Raw genomic sequence first — 20,348 nt, forward strand, 5'->3', positions numbered from 1 at the left:
CCGGTCCGGTCATCGTGCGTCTTCGCACGTAGAGGCGGCGCGACCGTACCAAAACGTTCCCTCGCCGTAGCGACGGGCCCGGAGCGCTTCGAAACCGTCCGGCCAGCGGAACTCACCGCCTCTGGTGCTGCGCTCCACGGTGACGAGGGCTTCGGCCGCGAGCCAGCCCCCCGAGCGGAGTGTGAGCAGGATCTCCCGAAGATCGTCGTCGGAGACGGCGTACGGAGGGTCGAGGAAGACGAGGTCGTACGGCGCGGTCGGCTGCGCCTCGATGACCTGTCGGGCCTTGCCCACGCGGACCTCGGCACCGGGAAGGGCGAGGTTTCGCACGTTCTCCCGGATGACGCGGGCCGCTCGGGCGTCGGCCTCGACGAGGAGGGTGTGGGCGGCGCCGCGGGACAGGGCCTCCAGGCCGACGGCCCCTGATCCGGCGTACAGGTCGAGGACCCGTTCGCCGTCGAGGGGGCCGCCCAGGAGGGACTGCCAGGTGGAGAAGAGGCCTTCGCGTGCGCGGTCGGAGGTGGGACGGGTTCCGGTGCCTGGCGGGACCGCCAGGCGACGTCCGCCGGCTGCTCCGGCGATCACGCGGGTCATCTCTGGTCCTTGGTGGTGGGCGGCTGTGGGTTCAGTGTGGCGGGTCGCGCGATCCCCCGCGCCCCCGGGTGGTCCTCCTCACCCCTTGTCCAGGTACTGCTCCCTCTCCTCGTCCAGCAGGGCGTCCAGTGCCGTGCGCAGGCCCGGGTAGGCGGTCAGCTCCGGGTCCGCGTCGACGACGGCCACCGCTTCCCGCCGTGCCTCGGCGATGATCTCCTCGTCCTCGATGACCGTGAGGACGCGCAGGCTGGAGCGGACGCCGGACTGGGCCTGGCCGAGGACGTCGCCCTCGCGGCGCTGCTCGAGGTCGATGCGGGAGAGCTCGAAGCCGTCGAGGGTGGCGGCGACGGCGTTCAGCCGCTGCCGGGCCGGGGAGGCCTCCGGCATCTCGCTGACCAGGAGGCACAGGCCCGGCGCCGAGCCGCGGCCCACGCGGCCGCGCAGCTGGTGGAGCTGGGAGACGCCGAACCGGTCGGCGTCCATGATCACCATTGCGGTGGCGTTCGGGACGTTGACACCGACCTCGATGACGGTCGTGGCGACCAGGACGTCGATGTCACCCGCGGCGAAGCGGCGCATCACGGCGTCCTTGTCGTCGGGGGGCATCCGGCCGTACAGCACCTCCATGCGCAGTCCTTGGAGAGGTCCTCGGGCGAGTTGCTCGGCGACGTCGAGGACGGCGAGCGCAGGCCGCTTCTCCGCCTCGTCCTCGGCGGACTTCTTCTTGGCCTTGCCGGCCTTCTCCGGGTCGTCCTCGTCGTCACCGATGCGGGGGCAGACGACGTACGCCTGGTGGCCGCCGGCCACTTCCTCGCGCACGCGCTCCCACGCGCGCGCCAGGAAGTGGGGTTTGTCCGCGGCGGGGACGACGTGGCTGGCGATGGGCGAGCGGCCGGCCGGGAGCTGGTCGAGGACGGAGGTCTCCAGGTCGCCGAAGACCGTCATGGCGACGGTGCGGGGGATCGGCGTGGCCGTCATGACGAGCAGGTGCGGGGGCTGCTTGCCCTTGCCGCGCAGGGCGTCCCGCTGTTCGACGCCGAAGCGGTGCTGTTCGTCGACCACGACCAGGCCGAGGTCGTGGAACTGGACCTTGTCCTCGATCAACGCGTGCGTGCCGATCACGATGCCGGCCTCTCCGGTGACGAGGTCGAGCAGCGCCCGGCGGCGGGCCGCCGCGCCCATGGACCCGGTCAGCAGGACGACCTTGGTGGCCTGTTCGGATCCGCCGAGCATGCCGCCCTCGGCCAGATCTCCCATCATCTCGACGACGGAGCGGTGGTGCTGCTGGGCGAGGACCTCGGTGGGGGCGAGCATCGCGGCCTGTCCGCCCGCGTCGACGACGGCGAGCATGGCGCGCAGGGCGACCATGGTGTTGTGGGTGACCGTGAAGTGGTCGGTGACGTAGGCGTGGCTCGGGTGGGCGACGCTGATGCACTGGACGGGCTTGCGGCCCACGTACTCGACGGCGTGGATGCCACGGCGGAACGCGTCGCCGTCGTCGTGCGGGTGGGGCCGGAGGCGGGCGGCCTTGCCGGGCAGCCGGAACGGCGGGTGCGCGTCGGGCAGGGTGAGGCAGACCTCGGCGCCCTCCCCCGACGAGGAGAGCCGCGCCCGGCCACCCAGCGAGCGCACGATCCAGGCGACGTCGTCGGCGAGCCGGCGCGAGCCGGCGCGGAACGTGACGCTGAGGCCGTCCGCACCGACCGTGCCGTGCGTGTCCAGGAGGCCCTGCAGGAGGGCGACGCGGTTCTTCACCGAGGTGTTCCTGAAGGCGGCGGGGATTCCCGAGCCGGGCGCGGGTGAGCCGGGCGCCGCGGGATCGCGGGGGCTTTCGCTCCCGGCCGGCCGGGAGCCGAACAGGTAGGGGTCCAGCGGCAGCGTCGCGTCGCCCCCGAGATCGACCGGGGTCGCGGCCGGGAGGTACCACTTGGGGGTGCCGTCCGCCGCGCGCAGGTCCTGCCGGATCTGGCGCGTGGTCATGACCCCGGGCGCCTGGCCGCGGCGCCATGCGGCAGCCGTGCCGACGATCCACAGATGCTCGTCGTCGCACTCCACGGAGACGCCGTCGGACAGGACCAGGCGCCACACCTCACGCTCGCCCTGCGGGAAGACGCCGTCGACCGGCGCGATCTCCCCGCTCGGGACGACGACTTCGTCGCCCACGGCCAGGTCCCCCATCCGCCGGAATCCGGCGGGCGTGAGCACCAGCGAGTCGAGGGGCTGGGCCTTGCCGGAGCCCACCTCTCCCTGCAGCAGCCGGTGCATCGGGTGCTCCGTCGCCAGGTCGTCGAAGATCTCCTTCGAGACCTTGCGCTGCCCCTCGGTGAGGGTGAAGGGGAGCCGGGCGTCGAAAGCGGTGAGGAGGCCGTCGGGCGCGGGTCTGCGGGCGGCCGCCGGGAGTTGGGCGTCGGCATGCCGCCGGCGGGCCAGGGCGACCTGGAGGACGAACGCCTCGTCCCACTTCAGCCGGGCTCGGGCGGCGGCGATGTCGGCCTTGGTGTGCGGGCGGTGGATCTTCACCAGGGCCTCGGGCAGGGACACCAGGCCGCGTCCTTCGCGCAGCGACTCCGGGAGGGGGTCGACCGCCTCCTGGGCGCTGGGCAGGACGGTCTGGACGGCCTTGCCGATCTTCCAGGACTCCAGTTTGGCGGTGGCCGGGTAGAGCGGGATGAGGGCGCCCGCCCAGCTCTCGACGGACTCCTCGGTGTCTGCGCGCAGCAGTTCGTAGGCCGGGTGGGCCAGTTGGAGGCGGCGGTTGAAGACCGAGACCTTGCCCGCGAACATCGCGCGTGTGCCCGGCAGCAGCTCTTTGTGCGGCTTGTGGACGCCGCTGCCGAAGAAGACCAGCTGGACCCGGCCGCTGCCGTCGGTGATGGTCACCTCCAGGCGCTGGCCCTTGCCGCGGGGCGCCTTGGCGGAGGCGAAGCTGTGCAGACGGGCGTCGGCGACCTGGGCGACCACGGTGACGTGCTCGTCCATCGGGAGGTCGGCGAGGTGGGTGAGCTGGCCGCGCTCCTCGTATCTGCGGGGGTAGTGGTGCAGGAGGTCGCCGACCGTGTGCAGGCCGAGATGCTCGGCCATCACCTTCGCGGTGGCGGGGCCGAGCACTGACGTGAGCGGTTCTTCCAGTGGCTGTTTCAGTGCGGGCACGAGATCCATTGCACACCACACCACTGACATTGCCGCATAGGTGCCCTTAAACCCCTGGTCAGACGGCTCGTTCGGGCTCTAGGATGGCGCGCTCCGGCCATCATCCGCGGTCACCGCCCCACCGGGACCGCCCGACCCCGCGCCGTGCTCCTCCCCCAGCCCGCGGCGCTGCAGCGATGGACTCCCAGACCTCACAGTCATCCCAGGCATCCCCGTCACCCCACTCGTTCCAGGTCGACCTGCGCGGCCTGGTGGACCTGCTGTCCCATCACCTCTACTCCAGCCCCAAGGTCTATCTGCGCGAGCTCCTGCAGAACGCCGTGGACGCCATCACCGCCCGGCGCGTCGAGGAGCCCGACGCCCCGGCGCGGGTGCGGCTGTTCGCGGCGGACGGCCGGCTGCGGGTGGAGGACTCCGGCGTCGGGCTCACCGAGTCCGACGTGCACGACCTGCTGGCGACGATCGGACGCAGCTCCAAGCGCGCCGAGGGGCTGCAGGACGTCCGCTCGGACTTCCTCGGCCAGTTCGGCATAGGCCTGCTGGCCTGCTTCGTGGTGGCCGAGCGGATCCGGGTGGTCAGCCGCAGCGCCCGTACGCCGGACGCGCCGCCGGTGGAGTGGACGGCTCGCGACGACGGCTCGTACACCGTGCGGACGCTGCCCCACGAGGAGCGTCCCGAGCCGGGCACCACGGTGCATCTGGTGGCACGGGCGGGCGCCGGCGAGTGGCTCGCCGAGCCGCGCGTGCTGGCGCTGGCCCGGGACTTCGGGTCGCTGCTGCCGTACGACGTCCGGGTCGGCGACGAGGCGGTCACCGATCTGCCCGCGCCCTGGGACCGAACGTACTCCTCCCCGGCCGGCCGGCGGGTCGCGCTGGCCCGGCACTGCCACGAACTGTTCGGCTTCACGCCGTTGGACGCGATCGGGCTGGACGTGCCGCTGGCGGGGATCCGCGGCGTGGCGTACGTGCTGCCGTCGGCGGTGAGCCCGGCGCAGCGCGCCGGTCACCGGGTGCACCTCAAGGGCATGCTGCTGACCGATCGGGGCGAACAGCTGCTGCCCGACTGGGCGTTCTTCGTGCGGTGCGTGCTGGACACCGACAGCCTGCGGCCGACCGCCTCGCGGGAGTCGCTGTACGAGGACGAGACGCTGGCCGCGGTGCGGGAGGCGCTGGGCGAGCGGATCCGGTCGTGGCTGACAGGCCTGGCGGCCGGTGACCCGGAGCGGCTCTCGGCCTTTCTGGCCGTGCACCATCTGGGCGTGAAGTCCCTGGCGCGGCACGACACGGACATGCTGCGCACGATGCTGCCGTGGCTGCCCTTCGAGACGACCGACGGCCGGCTGTCGCTGGAGGAGTTCGCGCAGCGGCACCCGGTGGTGCACTTCACACGGACGGTCGAGGAGTACCGGCAGGTCGCGCCGATCGCCTCCGCGCAGGGCGTCGGGGTGATCAACGGCGGTTACACGTACGACAGCGAGCTGGTGGAGGCGCTGCCCTCGGTGCGGCCGGGGACGGTGGTCGCCGAGCTGGACGCCGACACCGTGACCGCTCACCTGGACACCGTCGCCCCCGCCGACGAGCTGGCGCTGGCCGGCTTCCTGGCGGTCGCGCGGGCGAAGCTCGACCCGCTGGGCTGCGACGTCGTCCTGCGGGCCTTCCACCCGCTGTCGGTGCCCGTGCTGCATCTCGACGACCGCGCGGCCCGGCACGAGCAGGCGCGCGCGGACGCCGAGGAGCAGGCCGACGACCTCTGGGCGGGCATCCTGGGCTCGCTGCGCGGGAGCGCCCCGCGCGCGCGTCTGGTGCTCAACCATCTCAACCCGTTGATCAGGCGCATCAGCTCGCTGCGCGACCGGGAGCTGATCGGCACCGCCACGGAGTCCCTGTACGGCCAGGCGCTGCTGATGGCGCAGCGTCCGCTGCGGCCGGCGGACTCGGCGCTGCTGAACCGGTCGTTCATCGGCCTCCTCGAGTGGGCCACTCATGGGGACGCGGCACACGGGCAGTCGTCGGACGGACAAGGGGCCAGCGATGAGTGAGATCACGGACTTCGACTCACTGCGCCGGGCGATGGCGGAGAACGGCGAGCAGCCCGAGGGGCCGGCCCGCAACGCGCGCGCGGAGCGGCTGCTCCTGGAGGCGGAGCGGCTGAAGATCCCGCTCGCCGTGATCGAGGCGCTCGGGCACCAGCTGAAGGTCTACAACTACAGCTCCGAGAAGGCGAAGATGTTCGTCCCGTTCGCGCGGCTGCTGCGCATGTGGGACGAACGGCCCGAGGACTTCGACGCGTACGAGACGCATTCACTGCACTGGGTCTTCAAGTGGGTGTCGGCCGGCATGCTCGACCAGCCGCACGTGCCGCTGGCGTCGGTGGAGAAGTGGCTGGGCGAGATGGAGCACCGCTACCGGCTCGCCGGCCACTCCGAACGAGCGGTGCGCAGCGCCGAGTTCAGCGTCGCCGCCCACGTGGGCGACGTGGCGCGGGCCGAGCGGGCGTTCGCCGCCTGGCTGGCCGCCGACCGGGACACGATGGCCGACTGCCACGCGTGCGAGCTGCACGGGCAGGGCTGGTGGCAGGCGGAGCGGGGGCGGGACACCGAGGCCCTGGAGCTGTGGGCGCCGGTCCTGGAGGGCGAGTACACCTGCGCGCACGAGCCGCACGGTGTGCTGGCGTCGTCGCTGCTGCCGCTGCTGCGGCTGGGCCGCGCGGACGAGGCCCGCGCGCATCATCTGCGCGGGTTCCGGCTGGTGCGGCCGATGGAGAGCATGCGGGGCGCGTACGCGGCCCACGTCGAGTTCTGCGCGCTGACCGGCAACGAGGCGCGTGGCTTGGAGCTGCTCGCGGAGCGGCCCGCGTACTTCACGGACGAGGGCCATCCGCGCAGCAAGCTGACGTTCCTGAGCGTCGTGGCGCTGCTGACGGGGCGCCTCGGTGAGCTCGGGCTGGGCGGTGAGCGGGTCCCCGGGGCGGCCGGGCGGGAGTGGACGGCCGACGAGCTCGCGGCGCACGCGCGCGCGGAGGCGCTCGCGCTGGCGGCGCGCTTCGACGAGCGCAACGGCACGGGGCACGTCAGCGAGCGGGCACGCGCGCGCATGGCGCAACGGCCCTTGGTGGACCGGCTGCCCCTGGGCGTGCGGGCGTCACGTCCGACGTCCACCGCACCCGCACCCGCCGCCGCGGCATCGGCCGAGGTGGCCGATGAGGTCGCGGACGCGGACCTGCCGGCGCTGATCCACGAGGCCCGGCGGCTTTCGGACGCGCTGCGGCCGCACGCCGTCGAGGCGTGGGCACGGGTGGCCCGGGTGGCCGCGGCGGACCAGGACGTGGAGCTGGCGGTGCGGGACCGTGCGGAGATCGCCGACCACGAGGCGATCGGTCTCGGCCCGGGGGGCGCGGAGGCGTTCGAGCGCGCCGCCGGGCTGTACGCGGAGGCGGGCGACCCCGGGGAGGCTCTGGCGGCACGCGCGCGTGCCGCCTACGTCCGCGCGCTCGACGGCGAGGTGGACGAGGCGCTCGCGGCGGTCGCCGAGCCGTACGACCGGATTCTCGCGCTGTACGCGGAGGGCGGCACCGAGGTGCCGCAGGCGGCGGGCGTGCTGATGGCGCGGGCGCGGATACTGATGCGGCGGGTCCACGAGGCCGAGGGGCCGGTGTCCGGATCGACCGGCACGCAGGCGGAGTCGGCCGTCCGGGAACTGCTGGCGCTGGTGGACGGGCGGGCCGGTGACGACGTCCGGCTCGCCGCCCGGGTGGCCGAGGGCCACGCGATGCTGGCGGAGCTCGCGACGCGCTCCGGCGAGCCGCAGACGGGCGCGGAGCTGTTCGCACGGGCCGCCGCGGAGTTCGTCGAGGCGGGTGTGCCGTGGTTCGCCGTGGAGTACGAGGCCCAACTGGCCGCTCTCGCGCACGAGCTGGGCGACATGGCGGAGGCGGAGCGGGCGCTGCGGGCGGCCCTGGAGCACGGCGGGCCGTTCCTGGAGGCGATCGGACGGGCCCAGTTGCACCTCCAGCTGGCCGAGGTGGTCGGCGGCCGGGGAGAGGCCGAAGAGGCCGTGGAGCACGCCCTGGAGTCGGCGCACTGGGCCGACGAGGCGGGCGCGGGCCCGACGTTCGGGGCGTGGGCGCGGCATCAGCTCGGCGGGTATCTGGTACGTCAGGGCCGCTGGGCCGAGGCCGCGGAGGTGCTGGAGTCCGCGCTGACGGACCTGAGCGCCGAGACGCACGGGGACGGGGCGGTCGTCCAGACCCAGTGGTGGCTCGGCGACTGTCTGAGCGAGCTCGGCGAGCACCGGGACGCCGCCGAACGCTGGCTGCAGGCCGCCGAGATCGCCCGGCACTGGCCCGAGCAGCACGACCACGCCACCCTCGCCCACCTGGCCGCCGAGTCGCTCGGCCACGCCGGACTGCACGCCGAGGCCGACCGGGCGTACACCCGCGCGGGAGAGCTGTGGCGGGAGCTCGGCAACGTGCGCGGGCTGATCCGCTCGCTGCGCGCCCGCGCCTGGCTGGCGTTGCGCACCGAGCAGGACACGGACGTGGCGCGCGCCCTGATGACGAGCGCCGTGGAGGAGTGCGCGGACGCGTTCGGCGCCGCGGGCGACGACGAGACGGCGCGCCTGCGGCTGATCGCCGAACTCGGCGACACCCACCGCCAGTTCGGGGACCTGCTCGCCCGTTCCGCCGCCGAGGACGCGGACGACGACGCGATCCGGGCCACGCTGGACGAGGCGCTCTCCCAGATGTCAGAGGCGGTCGCGGTGTTCGTCGCTTTGGGCGAGAGCGGCCTGCCCGCCCGGACCGGCGCCGAGCTGGCCGCGGGCTGGCTGGAGTGCGACCTGGGGCGCCCCGCGCAGGCGGCGGCCCGCGCGCGTGCCGTACTGCGGTCCTGCGCGGACGCCGGCTTCGAGGACGACGAGGGCGACGGTCGGGTGGGCGCCGAGACGATGCGGGCACGGCGGGCCGAGGCCGAACAGTTGCTACAGGCGGCGGAGGAACCGGGGGATCGTTGAGCGATCCTCCCGAGGGAGAAAGGATCGTTCGACAAGGACGAACGGGTTCCGGTGATCGTTGGACGATCCCCTCCACGCCGCCTCAGCCCTCCGCCTCAGCCCCCGCCCCCCGCCGACTACTCCACCCCGATCAGCAACAACGCCCCCTGCCGCCCGCCCCGGTACACGACCGTGTCCACCGCGAGATACGACTCCCGCACCCGCGACTCCAGGCGCTCCGCGACGCCGTCGGGAGCCTCGTCGCCGAGAACCAGGGTGACCAGTTCGCCGCCCGCCGACAGCATGCGGTCGAGGACGCCCTCCGCGGTGGCGGCGACATCGGAGCCGATGACGGCCACGTCGCCGTCGACGAGTCCGAGGACGTCGCCGGCCTGGCAGATGCCGGCCATGGTCCACGACTCGCGCACGGCCACGACGACCTCGGCGTAGCGGGTGGCGCCGGCGGCCGAGGTCATCGAGACGACGTCCTCGTCGAAGCGGCGGTCCGGCTCGTGCACGGCGAGCGCGGCGATTCCCTGGACCGCGGAACGGGTCGGGATCAGGGCCACCCGGATGCCCTCCGTGCGGGCCTGTTCCGCCGCCGCGGCCGCGGTGTGCCGCAGGTCGGCGTCGTTGGGCAGCAGCACCACCTCGCGCGCGTGGGCACGTCGCACCGCCTCCACGAGCTCCCCGCTCGCCGGCGGCTCCCCCGGACGCGCGAGCACGGCGGTCGCGCCGGCCTCGGTGTACAGCCCGACCAGTCCCTCGCCGGGCACCACCGCGACGACCGCACGCTGCGCGCGCTCGCGCGGCGGACGCTCACCTCCGCGCGTGTGCGCGTCGTCGGCGCCGAAGTGGGTGATGCGGATGCGGTACGGCCGGCCCGCCTCGACGCCCGCCTCCACGGCCGCGCCGGCGTCGTCCACATGCACATGGACGTTCCACAGGCCGTCTCCGCCGACCACGACGAGCGAGTCTCCGAGGGTGTCGAGCCGCCGGCGCAGCCGCGCCACGGCCGCGTCATCGGCCTCCAGGAGGTAGATCACCTCGAAGGCCGGGCCTCCCCCATCCCCCTCCCGGCCGTGCTCGTCCCCGTCCGGGCCGTGCTCGCCCCCCGCACCGGCCTCGCCGTCCTTTCCGGCGTCCCTGGCGATCCCGCCCTCCTCGCCGAACGCACGCCCGCAGTCGTCCGCGCTCTGCGCGCCTCGCGAAAGCCGCGCGTTCCCCGCCCGAACCGCCTCCCCGGGCGCAGGCGGCCCCGAGACCCCTGAGAGCCCCGGAAGGCCCCGCAGGCCCGGCGACTCCCCCGTGAACGTCTCCACCAGGGCCGCGAGGACCGCGACCAGCCCCCGGCCGCCCGCGTCGACCACTCCCGCCCGCCCCAGGACCGCGAGCTGTCCCGGAGTGGCGGCGAGCGCCGCACACGCCCCCCGGTGGGCGGCGCGGGCGATCGTGCCGCAGTCGCCCTCCGCGCCCCCCGCCGCGTCCGCGGCGGCGGAGGCGACCGTCAGGACGGTGCCCTCGACGGGGTGGGCCACGGCCTGCCGGGCCGCGTCCGCCGCCTGCCGCAGCGCCAGCCGCAGCCCGGCCCCGTCGGTGTGAGTCGCCTCACGCTCGGCGGCGAGCACCTGGGCCATACCGCGCAGCAACTGCGCGAGGATCGTGCCCGAGTTCCCGCGGGCGCCTATGAGCGCGCCGTGCGCCATCGCGTGCGCGGCGTCGGCGAGGGACGGGGGCTGAACAGGTGCGAACCCGGCCTCGTGCCCGGCGAAGACCGCCTCGACGGCGGTCGCCGCGGACTCGACGGTCAGGTACAGATTGGTGCCGGTGTCCCCGTCCGCGACCGGGTAGACGTTGATCGCGTCGATCTCCTCGCGGGCTCGGCCCAGAGCCGAGAGCGCCAGGCCGCACCAGGTGCGCACCGCGAGAGCATCGAAGAACGTCTGCGGCACCTGCGCCACCTGCGCCTCCTTGAAGTGCTGGACTGGACGCAGCGTAGCCCCAGGCCCCGGGTCCGCCGGAAAGCGGTCCGGGCAGGGCGAAGGCGGGGCCGGCCGGGAGCGACGACGCCGGGGCCGGGGCCCTGAGCAGCCATGGTAGTTTCGTTCTGCTGGCGTAGCCGTTGTATGCTGCTCCGGTTGCCCGATACACATCGGGCCATCCCCCTGGCACCGCCACTCAGATCTCTGATCCTGCGATCTCGATCCCGGCATGCCGGGATCCACCGTAAGTGCATCTGAAGTCTTTGGAGTGACCCGTGGCTGCCAACTGCGACGTCTGTGGCAAGGGGCCGAGCTTCGGCAACAACATCTCGTTTTCGCACCGCCGTACGTCCCGTCGCTGGAACCCGAACATCCAGCGCGTCCGTACCGTGGTCGGCGGGACGCCGAAGCGCGTGAACGCTTGCACCTCGTGCATCAAGGCCGGCAAGGTCTCGCGCTGACGCACGTCCCCCTGCCCTCGACTCCATTCGAGCTGGGGGGAACCCCATCGCGCGCGGCCACTGCTGGTTCGCTGCATCGAGCCGGTCCACCTCGAGTGGACCGGCTTTTTGCTGCCCCCACCCCGCTCCTCCGCCCCCCACCGCGCCTCGCCGGCAGCTCGGCGGAAGAAGCGAGGAGGGAGACGGGGGCAACGACGCCCCTCAGCCGCCGCGCCTGCCCGGGCCCAGGTCCCAGCCGTGGTCCACAGGGCCGATCCCCGCGCCGAGCGCGAACCCCGCGGCGATCGCGCCCGTGACGTACCGCTTGGCGGCCGCGACCGCCTCCGGCACGGAGTGCCCCTTCGCCAAATGCGCCGCGATCGCCGAGGCGAGCGTGCAGCCGGTGCCGTGCGTGTGCCGGTTGTCGTACCGCGGCGCGCGCAGCCAGTGCTCCTCGACGCCGTCCGTCAGCAGGTCCACGGCGTCGCCGGGGAGATGACCGCCCTTGATGAGCACCCACCGCGGCCCGTGGGCCAGCACGGCGGAGGCCGCGTCCCGCAGCTGATCCTCCGATTCGACCCGCACGCCCGTCAGTTGGGCCGTCTCGTCGAGGTTCGGGGTGGCGACGGTGGCGACCGGCAGCAGCTTCGTGCGGACCGAGTCCAGCGCGGAGGCGGCCAGCAGCGGATCGCCGTGCTTGGAGACGCCGACCGGGTCGACGACGACGGGTACGCCGGCCCCGGCGAGCAACTCGGCCACCGTCTCGACGAGTTCGACGGAGGCGAGCATGCCCGTCTTCACCGCCTGGACACCGACGTCGTCGACGACGCTGCGGTACTGGGCCCGAACCGCCTCCACCGGCAGCTCCCAAGCACCCTGTACGCCAAGGGAGTTCTGCGCGGTGACCGCGGTGATCACGCTCATGCCGTGCACGCCGAGCGCGAGCATCGTCTTCAGGTCGGCCTGGATCCCTGCCCCGCCGCCCGAGTCGGAGCCGGCGACGGTCAGCACCCGGGGCGGAGCCGCGGGAGCGCTCACGACTCCTCCAGGTCCCCGAAGTGGTCCCAGCCGCCCTTGCTGGTCCAGGGCGCCCCGTCGACGGTCACCTGGGGCAGGGCGGAGGGGTTGAGGACCTCGCCGATCACCTTCCAGCGGGCGGGCAGCTTCACGTCCGGCGGGAAGGTCGCCACGATCGCGTGGTCCTCTCCCCCGGCCAGCACCCACTGCATCGGGTCGACCCCGACGGCCTGCCCGATGTCGTTCATCTGGGTCGGGATGTCGATCGCGCCCGACCGGACGTCGATGCGGACCTTGCTCGCCTCCGCGATGTGCCCGAGGTCGGCGATCAGCCCGTCGCTGACGTCGCACATCGCCGTGGCGCCGAGCCCGGCGGCCGCCGGACCCGCGTGGTACGGCGGCTCGGGACGGCGGTGGGCCTCCACGAAGGCGCGGGGTGAGCGGAAGCCGCGGGACAGCACCGCGTACCCGGCCGCGGACCAGCCCAGCCAGCCGGTCACCGCGACGAGGTCACCGGGCTGGGCGCCGCCCCGGGTGACCGGCTCCTGATTGCGCAGATCGCCGAGCGCGGTGATCGACACCATGATCGTGTCGCCGCGCACGACGTCGCCGCCCACCACGGAGGCACCGGCGACCTGGCACTCGTCGCGCAGGCCGTCCATCAGCTCGCTCGCCCAGGTGACCGGCAGCTCGGCCGGCACGACGAGGCCGAGCAGCAGGGCCGTCGGCACCGCGCCCATGGCGGCGATGTCGGCGAGGTTCTGCGCGGCGGCCTTGCGGCCGACGTCGTACGCCGTGGACCAGTCGCGGCGGAAGTGCCGGCCCTCCAGCAGGATGTCGGTGCTGGCCACGACCCGGCGGTCGGGTGCGGCGACCACCGCGGCGTCGTCGCCGGGGCCGACCCGGACCGCGGGGGTGGTGGTGAGACGGGAGGTGAGCTCCCTGATGAGCCCGAACTCGCCGAGTTCACCAACAGTGCCCTTCATTGCCCTTTCGCCCCTTCTATACCTGTCTGTTCCCGGTCGCGCGTAACCAGTGTCCTCGATACGGTCGAGTCAGCCGTCAACTCCTGTCGGGCCCGTACCCCGGCGCGCGGGACGTGGTTCCCGCAGGTCTCCCCGCGGCGAGCGGCGACGCGATACCGTGGCGTTCCTTTTCCCCACATGATCCTCGTGGCCGCTCTGGAGGTTCCGTGGTACAGGCGTACATCCTGATCCAGACGGAGGTCGGCAAAGCGTCGACCGTCGCCGAAGAGATCGGCAAAATCCCTGGCGTCGTCCAGGCCGAGGACGTGACGGGACCTTATGACGTGATCGTGCGGGCGCAGGCCGACACGGTGGACGACCTCGGCCGCATGGTGGTCGCCAAGGTCCAGCAGGTGGACGGGATCACCCGAACCCTGACCTGCCCGGTCGTGCATCTGTAGCCCCCGTCTAACCTTGGCCGGTGAACCTTTTCCGTCACCGGCCCATCGGCCTGCCCGCGCTCGCCCTGCTGCTGCTTGCGGTGGGCTGCTCCTCAGCAGACGGTGACACGTCGACGGCGGTTCCCCGTCCCGGCGCGAAAGCCACGACGCTGTGCCGGAACCTGGACAAGGTACTGCCGTCGAAGGTGGACGGTGAGAGCCGCCACGATCCCGAGCCCGCCTCCGCGCTGACCGCGGGCTGGGGAGGTCCGGAGATCATACTGCGCTGCGGTGTCGCACAGCCGCCGAAGATGATCGACCCGAAGGTCGTGCAGGGGGCCGACGCGGACGCGGTGGCGGGCGGGGTGGACGGCGTCAACTGGCTGATGGAGAAGCGGGACGGCGGGGGCTACCGCTTCACCACGGCGCAGCGGAGCGTCTACGTCGAGGTGACGGTGCCGGCGGGCGCCGACAACTCCGGCGCGTTGATCGATCTGGCCCCGGCCATCAAGAAGGCGATCCCCGAAGGGATCGCCGACTAGCTCCTCCGATCGGACCGGCCGTACCGGTCCCGCACCGGCCCACCCCGCACCGGCCGGTCCCGGATCAGCGCAGTCCCGTGGACCTGCGCAGGGCCGCCTGCACCAGGCGGTCCACCAGCTCGGGATAGCCGATCCCGGTCTCCTCCCACATCTTGGGGTACATCGAGATCGGCGTGAAGCCGGGCATCGTGTTGATCTCGTTGATGACGAACTCGCCGTCGTCGGTGAGGAAGAAGTCCGCCCGGACCAGCCCCTCGCAGGACGCCGCCTCGAAGGCGTCCACCGCGAGGCGGCGCACCTCGGCCGTCTCCTCGGGCGTCAGCGGCGCCGGGACGATGCCGGGGGTGGAGTCGATGTACTTGGCCTCGAAGTCGTAGTACGCGTGCGCGTCCGGCGGCGGGATCTCGGCCGGGACGGAGGCGCGCGGGCCGTCCTCGAACTCCAGGACGCCGCACTCGATCTCGCGGCCCCGCAGTGCCGCCTCGACCAGGATCTTCGGGTCGTGGCGCTGGGCCTCGGCGATCGCCTCGTCCAGCCCCGACAGGTCGTCGACCTTGGTGATGCCGATGGACGAGCCCGCGCGCGCGGGCTTCACGAAGAGCGGCCAGCCGTGTTCGCCGGCGAAGTCGACGATCTTCTTGCGGGCGGCCGGCTCGTCCTGCGCCCACTCGCGCGGCCGGATCACCACGTAGGGGCCGACCTTGAGCCCGAAGGAGGTGAAGACCCGCTTCATGTACTCCTTGTCCTGGCCGACGGCCGAGGCGAGCACACCCGACCCCACGTACGGGACGCCGGAGAGCTCCAGCATGCCCTGCAGTGTGCCGTCCTCCCCGTAGGGGCCGTGCAGCACCGGGAAGACGACGTCGACCTCGCCGAGCGCCTTGGGCACCGAACCGGCCTCGTAGTACACGACTTCACGGTTCGCCGGGTCGACGGGGAGCACCACGCCGCCGTCCCGCGACTCGGCGAGCTCGTCGACGTCGGGCGTACGGCGGTCGGTGATCGCCATGCGCTCGGGCTCGTCCGCGGTGAGGAACCATCCGCCCTCGCGCGTGATGCCGATGGGCAGCACCTCGTACCGCGTCCGGTCGATGGCCCGCAGGACGGCGCCGGCGGTGACCACGGAGATCCCGTGCTCGGAACTGCGACCGCCGAAGACGACGGCGACCCGCGGCTTGCGAGAGGGCTGCTGAGGGCTCTGGGGGAGGTTCTCGGTGCTCATATCGGCTTGAGAGTACCCGGTGGTAGTGCCGGGAGTCAGCGTCCGCCCGCCGGGTTCGCTCAGCGTCGTTCGGGCTTCGCGCTGCGCGACATCAGCTCCTTGACGGCGACGACCGGAGGCTTGCCCTCGTGCACGATGGCGACGACCGTCTCGGTGATCGGCATGTCGACGCCGTGCCGCCGGGCCAGATCCAGCACCGACTCACAGGACTTGACGCCCTCGGCGGTCTGCCGGGTGACCGCGATGGTCTCCGGGAGGGTCATGCCCTTGCCGAGGTTGGTGCCGAAGGTGTGGTTGCGGGACAGCGGCGAGGAGCAGGTGGCCACCAGGTCGCCCAGCCCGGCGAGTCCGGCGAAGGTGAGCGGGTCCGCGCCCATCGCCAGGCCCAGCCGGGTGGTCTCGGCGAGCCCGCGCGTGATCAGCGATCCCTTGGCGTTGTCGCCGAGCCCCATACCGTCCGCGATGCCGACCGCGAGCCCGATGACGTTCTTGACGGCGCCGCCCAGTTCGCAGCCCACCACGTCGGTGTTGGTGTACGGGCGGAAGTAGGGGGTGTGGCAGGCGGCCTGCAGGCGCTGGGCGACGCCCTCGTCCGTGCACGCGACGACGGCCGCGGCCGGCCTGCGGGAGGCGATCTCCTTGGCCAGGTTGGGCCCGGTCACGACGGCGATCCGGTCCCGGCCCACCTTGGCGACGTCCTCGACGACCTCGCTCATCCGCATGGTCGTACCGAGCTCGACGCCCTTCATCAGCGACACCAGCACGGTGCCCGGGGCGAGCAGCGCGGTCCAGTCGGCGAGGTTGGCGCGCAGGGTCTGCGAGGGGATGGCGAGGACGGTGAAGTCGGCGTCCCGGGCCGCCTCGGCCGGGTCGGCGGTCGCGCGCAGGTTGCGGGGGAGTTCCACGCCGGGGAGGTAGTCGGGGTTGCTGCGGGTGGAGTTGACCGCGTCGGCGAGCTCGGCGCGGCGTGCCCACAGCGTCACCTCGCAGCCCGCGTCGGCGAGGACCGCACCGAAGGCGGTCCCCCATGATCCGGTGCCGAAGACGGCCGCCTTGACGGAGTTGCTCACTTGCTGTTCTCCCCCTCGTGACGGGCCTGCGCGTGCCCGGTCTCCGCGCGGTCGCTGCGGTCGGTGCGGTCGATGCGGGCGTCGTGCGGGCCGTCTGCCCCCGCGCCGTGCTCCGCGACGGTCTCCGCCTGGGTGCGGCGGCGCTGTTCGATGCGCTCCCGGCGGGGATCGTAGGGCGTCGCGGGGGCCTTCTCGCCGCGGATCTCCTCCAGCAGCCCGGTGACGGCCGCCATGATGACCTCCGTGGCCTCCTTCAGCAGCTCGGGGGTGGTCTCCCTGCCGTAGAAGCGTGAGAGGTCCACGGGCGGGCCCGCGAGCACGTGGTGGGTCTTGCGCGGAAAGAGGTCGGGCTTCTTCGCGTACGGGGCCAGCAGTTCGTTGGCGCCCCACTGTGCGACGGGGATCACCGGGCACCTGGTCTGCAGGGCCACGCGCGCGGCGCCGGTCTTGGCGGTCATCGGCCAGCCGTCGGGGTCGCGGGTGAGGGTGCCCTCGGGGTAGAACGCGACGCACTCGCCGCGCTCCACCGCGTCGATGGCGGCCCGGAAGGCGCTCAGCGCGTCCGTGCTCTCGCGGTAGACGGGGATCTGCCCGGTGCCGCGCATCGCGGCTCCGACAAATCCCTCCCGGAAAAGCCCGCTCTTCGCCAGGAATCGCGGCACCCGTCCGGTGTTGTACTGAAAGTGCGCGTACGCGAAGGGGTCGACATGCGAATTGTGGTTCACCGCGGTGATAAATCCGCCCTCGGCCGGAATGTGCTCCATTCCGCGCCAGTCCCGCTTGATCAGAACCACCAGCCAGGGTTTGCACAGCACCGCAGCGAAGCGGTACCAGAAGCCGATTCTGCGGCGGGGCACGCGAACACCTTCCTCTAGGACTTCCCTGGGCCTGCACCGGAGCCCGGGGCCGCACAAGTGTCGCTCCGGACCAGGACTTCCCTGGGCCTGCACCGGAGCCCGGGGCCGCACAAGTGTCGCTCCGGACCGCCGGTCTGTCGAGAACACCGTACGCCCGCGCGTCCCGCGCACGGACGGGCCGGGTGACAATGACCGCGACAAGAGAGGGGAGGCACGCCGGTGCGGTGGACCCTGGTCATACCCCTGAAGCCCTTGGCGCTGGCCAAGAGCAGGCTCGCGGACACGGCCGCCGACAGCCTGCGCCCTGGCGTCGCCCTGGCCTTCGCCGAGGACACCGTGGCGGCCGCGCTGACCTCGCCCGCGGTGCGGGATGTGGTCGTGGTCACGGACGACGCCCTGGCCGGACGCACGCTGGCGGCCCTGGGCGCCCGGATCGTCCCGGACGAGCCGGGGGCGGGCCTGAACGCCGCGCTGGCCCACGGAGCCGCCGTCGTCCGCGCTTTCCGTCCCGGCGCGCCGCTCGCGGCCCTCAACGCCGATCTGCCGTCGCTGCGCGCGCCGGAATTGGCCCGGGTACTGGAGGCGGCCGCGGAATTCCCCCGCGCATTCCTTCCGGACGCGGCCGCAATCGGCACCACGCTTCTCGCCGTCGCCCCCGGCCGCGCGTTGCGTCCCGCATTCGGCCCGGATTCCCGGGCCCGCCATCGAGCCTCCGGAGCCGTTGAACTGAGTCTCGACGCGGTGGACTCGGTACGCCAGGACGTGGACACCGGCGAGGACCTGCGCGCCGCGCTGGCGCTGGGCGTGGGGCCCCGGACGGCCGCGGCGACCGCGCGCCTGCTGATCCCCGGGCAGTAGGCTGCCGCCATGCAGGCGACCGCATACACGTACGACCCCGACACCCGCAGCGGACAGGTGCTGCTCGACGACGGCACGCCCGTGCCCTTCGACGCACCGGCCTTCGACGCGGGCGGGCTGCGGCTGCTGCGGCCCGGCCAGCGGGTGCGGATCGAGACGGACGGACCGAAGGAGCGTCCCAGGATCACCCTGGTGACGCTCCAGACGTTCTGAGGGAGTTCTCGCCGAAGGAGAGCTGCCGGACACGCCGCGGGCCGGGCTCCGAGAGGGAGTCCGGCCCGGCGCGTGAGTGCCCCAGGTGCCCTACGCCTTGGCGGCGGTGGCCTTCTTGGCGGTGGTCTTGCGGGCGGTGGACTTCCTGGCGGGGGCCTTCTTGGCCGTCGCCTTCTTCGCCGGGGCCTTCTTGGCCGCCGTCTTCTTCGCGGCGGCCGACTTCGCGGTGGTGGTCTTCTTCGCGGCCGCCGTCGTGCTCTTGGCCGCGGTCTTCTTCGCGGTGGTCTTCTTGGCGGTGGCCGTGGTCTTCTTGGCGGCGGCCGTCGTCTTCTTCGCGGGGGCGGCCTTCTTCGCGGCGGCCGAAGCCCTCTTCGCGGGGGCGGCCTTCTTCGCGGCGGCCTTCTTGACCGTCGCGGACGCGCCGCCGGTCAGGCTGCCCTTGGGGGCCTTCTTGACGGCGACCTCGCCGCCGCGCGGGAGCTTCTTCGAGCCGCTGACCAGGTCCTTGAAGCCCTGGCCTGCGCGGAAGCGCGGGACGGAGGTCTTCTTGACCCGAACCCGCTCGCCCGTCTGGGGGTTGCGGGCGTAGCGGGCCGGCCGGTCGACCTTCTCGAACGAACCGAAACCGGTGACCGAGACCCGGTCGCCGGCGACCGTCGCGCGGACGATGGCGTCCAGGACCGCGTCGACCGCCTCGGCGGCCTGCTGGCGACCGCCCAGCTTGTCGGCAATCGCTTCTACGAGCTGCGCCTTGTTCACGTCTTCCCCTTCGGAGACATTCGCCAGAACGAAAGTGTTCAAGCCTTTTCGCACGTTAGGCAGATATATACCGCAAATCAAACACGAAACGGGCTAATCACCCTTGTGCCGCAACGAAATCGGCTGCTCCTGGAAGCGATCAGCGCCCCTCTTCGGGTGTTCGCCCCTCGTCGAGGTCCGCCATGAACCGCTCCAGACGCCTTGTCGCATCGGCGAGATCGTGCTTGGCCGCGGCCGTGATGACCAGCAGCTTCCGGGTCAGCGCCATCCGTACGCCCTCCGGGACTTGCAGTGCGCGCACTCTTGTGTGCGCTTCCTTGAGCTGGTTCGCGACCGCCGTATAGAGCTCGAGTTGGCCGTCGTGTTCCATGCACAGATTGTGCCATCTGGGGCGAGTTGTCGCCCGCCCAGGGGGCAACTGCCGCCTCGAACGGCCGTCGGCGCCCTTCCGGCGGCCGCGTCCACACAGGGCGCCTACCCCGGCAACAACCCCTCTAACGTGGGAAGTTGGCACGAGCAGCGAAGGGCTCCGGGGCCGAAGGGGTCCAGACACGGCCGTACCCCCGATCGGACCGATCGGGGGTACGGAGGGGGTGTCGCGGTGGCCGAAACTCGACCTGTCCGGGGCCGCCCAGGGGCCGGGGGCCTCGGGGTCAGACCTCGAGCGTCCTCGGCTTGTACGAGGGGCGCTTGGCCTCGTAGGCGGCGATGTCACCCTCGTTCTGCAGGGTGATGGAGATGTCGTCCAGCCCGTTCAGCAGGCGCCAACGGGCGTTCTCGTCGAGCTCGAAGGCCGCGGTGATCCCCTCGGCGCGCACCTCGCGGGCCTCGAGGTCGACAGTGATCTCGGTCTGCGGGTCCTTCTCCGTGACTTCCCACAGCGCGTCGACGATCTTCTGCTCGATCACCACCGTGAGCAGGCCGTTCTTCAGCGAGTTGCCACGGAAGATGTCGGCGAAGCGGGACGAGATCACGGTCTTGAAGCCGTAGTTCTGCAGCGCCCAGACGGCGTGCTCACGGGAGGAGCCGGTGCCGAAGTCGGGGCCGGCGACCAGCACGCTGGCGCCCTGTCGCTCGGGCCGGTTGAGGATGAACTCCGGGTCCTTGCGCCAGGCCTCGAACAGCCCGTCCTCGAACCCGTCCCGGGTGACCTTCTTGAGCCAGTGAGCAGGGATGATCTGGTCGGTGTCGACATTGGAGCGGCGCAGCGGGACGGCCCGGCCGGTGTGCGAGATGAATGCTTCCATGGC

17 protein-coding genes and 1 pseudogene are annotated in these 20,348 nt (G+C 72.7%); 7 read left to right on the top strand and 11 right to left on the bottom strand.

Going from position 1 to position 20,348, the window contains the following annotated elements; translation table 11 throughout:
• Positions 1-9: 9 nt before the first annotated feature.
• A pseudogene (gene rsmD, locus C6376_RS01470) lies at positions 10-597 on the bottom strand (16S rRNA (guanine(966)-N(2))-methyltransferase RsmD); the annotation flags it as partial.
• A gap of 75 nt (positions 598-672) precedes the next feature.
• Positions 673-3,753: a helicase-related protein gene (locus C6376_RS01475; RefSeq protein ID WP_107441737.1), complete on the bottom strand. Its 3,081-nt coding sequence runs from the start codon at positions 3,751-3,753 to the stop codon at positions 673-675.
• A 167-nt stretch (positions 3,754-3,920) separates the two neighbouring features.
• Between C6376_RS01475 and C6376_RS01480 the strand changes: the two genes are divergently transcribed.
• Positions 3,921-5,783: an HSP90 family protein gene (locus tag C6376_RS01480; RefSeq protein ID WP_107441738.1), complete on the top strand. Its 1,863-nt coding sequence runs from the start codon at positions 3,921-3,923 to the stop codon at positions 5,781-5,783.
• On the top strand, positions 5,776-8,754 hold the full coding sequence (locus tag C6376_RS01485) for a hypothetical protein (protein WP_107441739.1): 2,979 nt from the start codon (positions 5,776-5,778) through the stop codon (positions 8,752-8,754). Before C6376_RS01480 ends, C6376_RS01485 begins: the two co-directional genes overlap by 8 nt.
• 116 nt (positions 8,755-8,870) lie before the next feature.
• Here C6376_RS01485 and C6376_RS01490 read toward each other — a convergent pair whose 3' ends face one another.
• On the bottom strand, positions 8,871-10,694 hold the full coding sequence (locus tag C6376_RS01490) for a DAK2 domain-containing protein (protein ID WP_107441740.1): 1,824 nt from the start codon (positions 10,692-10,694) through the stop codon (positions 8,871-8,873).
• Between the two features lie 296 nt (positions 10,695-10,990).
• Here C6376_RS01490 and rpmB point away from each other — a divergent pair, with 296 nt between their 5' ends.
• A complete protein-coding gene (gene rpmB / locus C6376_RS01495; RefSeq protein ID WP_079041368.1) occupies positions 10,991-11,176 on the top strand; it encodes a 50S ribosomal protein L28 in 186 nt (61 codons plus the stop codon).
• A gap of 201 nt (positions 11,177-11,377) precedes the next feature.
• On the opposite strand, the gene thiD is transcribed toward rpmB, so the two are convergent.
• Together thiD and C6376_RS01505 are read right to left on the bottom strand one after the other, a co-directional pair.
• Positions 11,378-12,193, bottom strand: a complete 816-nt coding sequence (gene thiD / locus C6376_RS01500; RefSeq protein ID WP_107441741.1) for a bifunctional hydroxymethylpyrimidine kinase/phosphomethylpyrimidine kinase — start codon at positions 12,191-12,193, stop codon at positions 11,378-11,380.
• Positions 12,190-13,158, bottom strand: a complete 969-nt coding sequence (locus tag C6376_RS01505) for a thiamine-phosphate kinase (RefSeq protein ID WP_057580490.1) — start codon at positions 13,156-13,158, stop codon at positions 12,190-12,192. Before C6376_RS01505 ends, thiD begins: the two co-directional genes overlap by 4 nt.
• Positions 13,159-13,364: 206 nt before the next feature.
• On the opposite strand from C6376_RS01505, the gene C6376_RS01510 reads away from it, so the two are divergent.
• Positions 13,365-13,598, top strand: coding sequence for an Lrp/AsnC family transcriptional regulator (locus C6376_RS01510; RefSeq protein WP_020128743.1), 234 nt, complete (start codon positions 13,365-13,367; stop codon positions 13,596-13,598).
• A 20-nt stretch (positions 13,599-13,618) separates the two neighbouring features.
• A complete protein-coding gene (locus tag C6376_RS01515; protein WP_107441742.1) occupies positions 13,619-14,119 on the top strand; it encodes a DUF3515 domain-containing protein in 501 nt (166 codons plus the stop codon).
• Positions 14,120-14,183: 64 nt separating this feature from the next.
• Here C6376_RS01515 and C6376_RS01520 read toward each other — a convergent pair whose 3' ends face one another.
• Genes C6376_RS01520 through C6376_RS01530 form a run of 3 tightly spaced genes read right to left on the bottom strand, consistent with a single transcriptional unit; the run spans position 14,184 to position 17,268 of the window.
• The gene (locus C6376_RS01520) at positions 14,184-15,341 is read right to left on the bottom strand and encodes a D-alanine--D-alanine ligase family protein (protein WP_107441743.1); all 1,158 of its coding nucleotides are present in this window, start codon (positions 15,339-15,341) and stop codon (positions 14,184-14,186) included.
• A gap of 59 nt (positions 15,342-15,400) precedes the next feature.
• On the bottom strand, positions 15,401-16,411 hold the full coding sequence (locus tag C6376_RS01525; protein ID WP_107441744.1) for an NAD(P)H-dependent glycerol-3-phosphate dehydrogenase: 1,011 nt from the start codon (positions 16,409-16,411) through the stop codon (positions 15,401-15,403).
• A complete protein-coding gene (locus C6376_RS01530; RefSeq protein WP_107441745.1) occupies positions 16,408-17,268 on the bottom strand; it encodes a 1-acyl-sn-glycerol-3-phosphate acyltransferase in 861 nt (286 codons plus the stop codon). The genes C6376_RS01525 and C6376_RS01530 overlap by 4 nt, the downstream gene beginning before the upstream one ends.
• 219 nt (positions 17,269-17,487) lie before the next feature.
• Between C6376_RS01530 and cofC the strand changes: the two genes are divergently transcribed.
• Entirely contained in the window at positions 17,488-18,126 is a 639-nt protein-coding gene (gene cofC / locus C6376_RS01535; RefSeq protein WP_107441746.1) for a 2-phospho-L-lactate guanylyltransferase, read from the top strand.
• Positions 18,127-18,135: 9 nt separating this feature from the next.
• Positions 18,136-18,339 carry a hypothetical protein gene (locus tag C6376_RS01540; RefSeq protein WP_107441747.1) on the top strand — a complete coding sequence of 68 codons (204 nt, stop codon included), beginning with the start codon at positions 18,136-18,138 and terminating at the stop codon, positions 18,337-18,339.
• A 90-nt stretch (positions 18,340-18,429) separates the two neighbouring features.
• On the opposite strand, the gene C6376_RS01545 is transcribed toward C6376_RS01540, so the two are convergent.
• The 3 genes from C6376_RS01545 to leuD form a co-directional block, all read right to left on the bottom strand.
• A complete protein-coding gene (locus C6376_RS01545) occupies positions 18,430-19,098 on the bottom strand; it encodes an HU family DNA-binding protein (RefSeq protein ID WP_107441748.1) in 669 nt (222 codons plus the stop codon).
• A 139-nt stretch (positions 19,099-19,237) separates the two neighbouring features.
• A complete protein-coding gene (locus C6376_RS01550; protein ID WP_107441749.1) occupies positions 19,238-19,468 on the bottom strand; it encodes a hypothetical protein in 231 nt (76 codons plus the stop codon).
• Positions 19,469-19,751: 283 nt separating this feature from the next.
• Entirely contained in the window at positions 19,752-20,345 is a 594-nt protein-coding gene (gene leuD / locus C6376_RS01555; protein ID WP_107441750.1) for a 3-isopropylmalate dehydratase small subunit, read from the bottom strand.
• Positions 20,346-20,348: the final 3 nt, after the last annotated feature.

The sequence above is a fragment of the Streptomyces sp. P3 genome (genome assembly GCF_003032475.1).
In the GTDB taxonomy this organism is placed as follows: Bacteria; Actinomycetota; Actinomycetes; order Streptomycetales; family Streptomycetaceae; genus Streptomyces.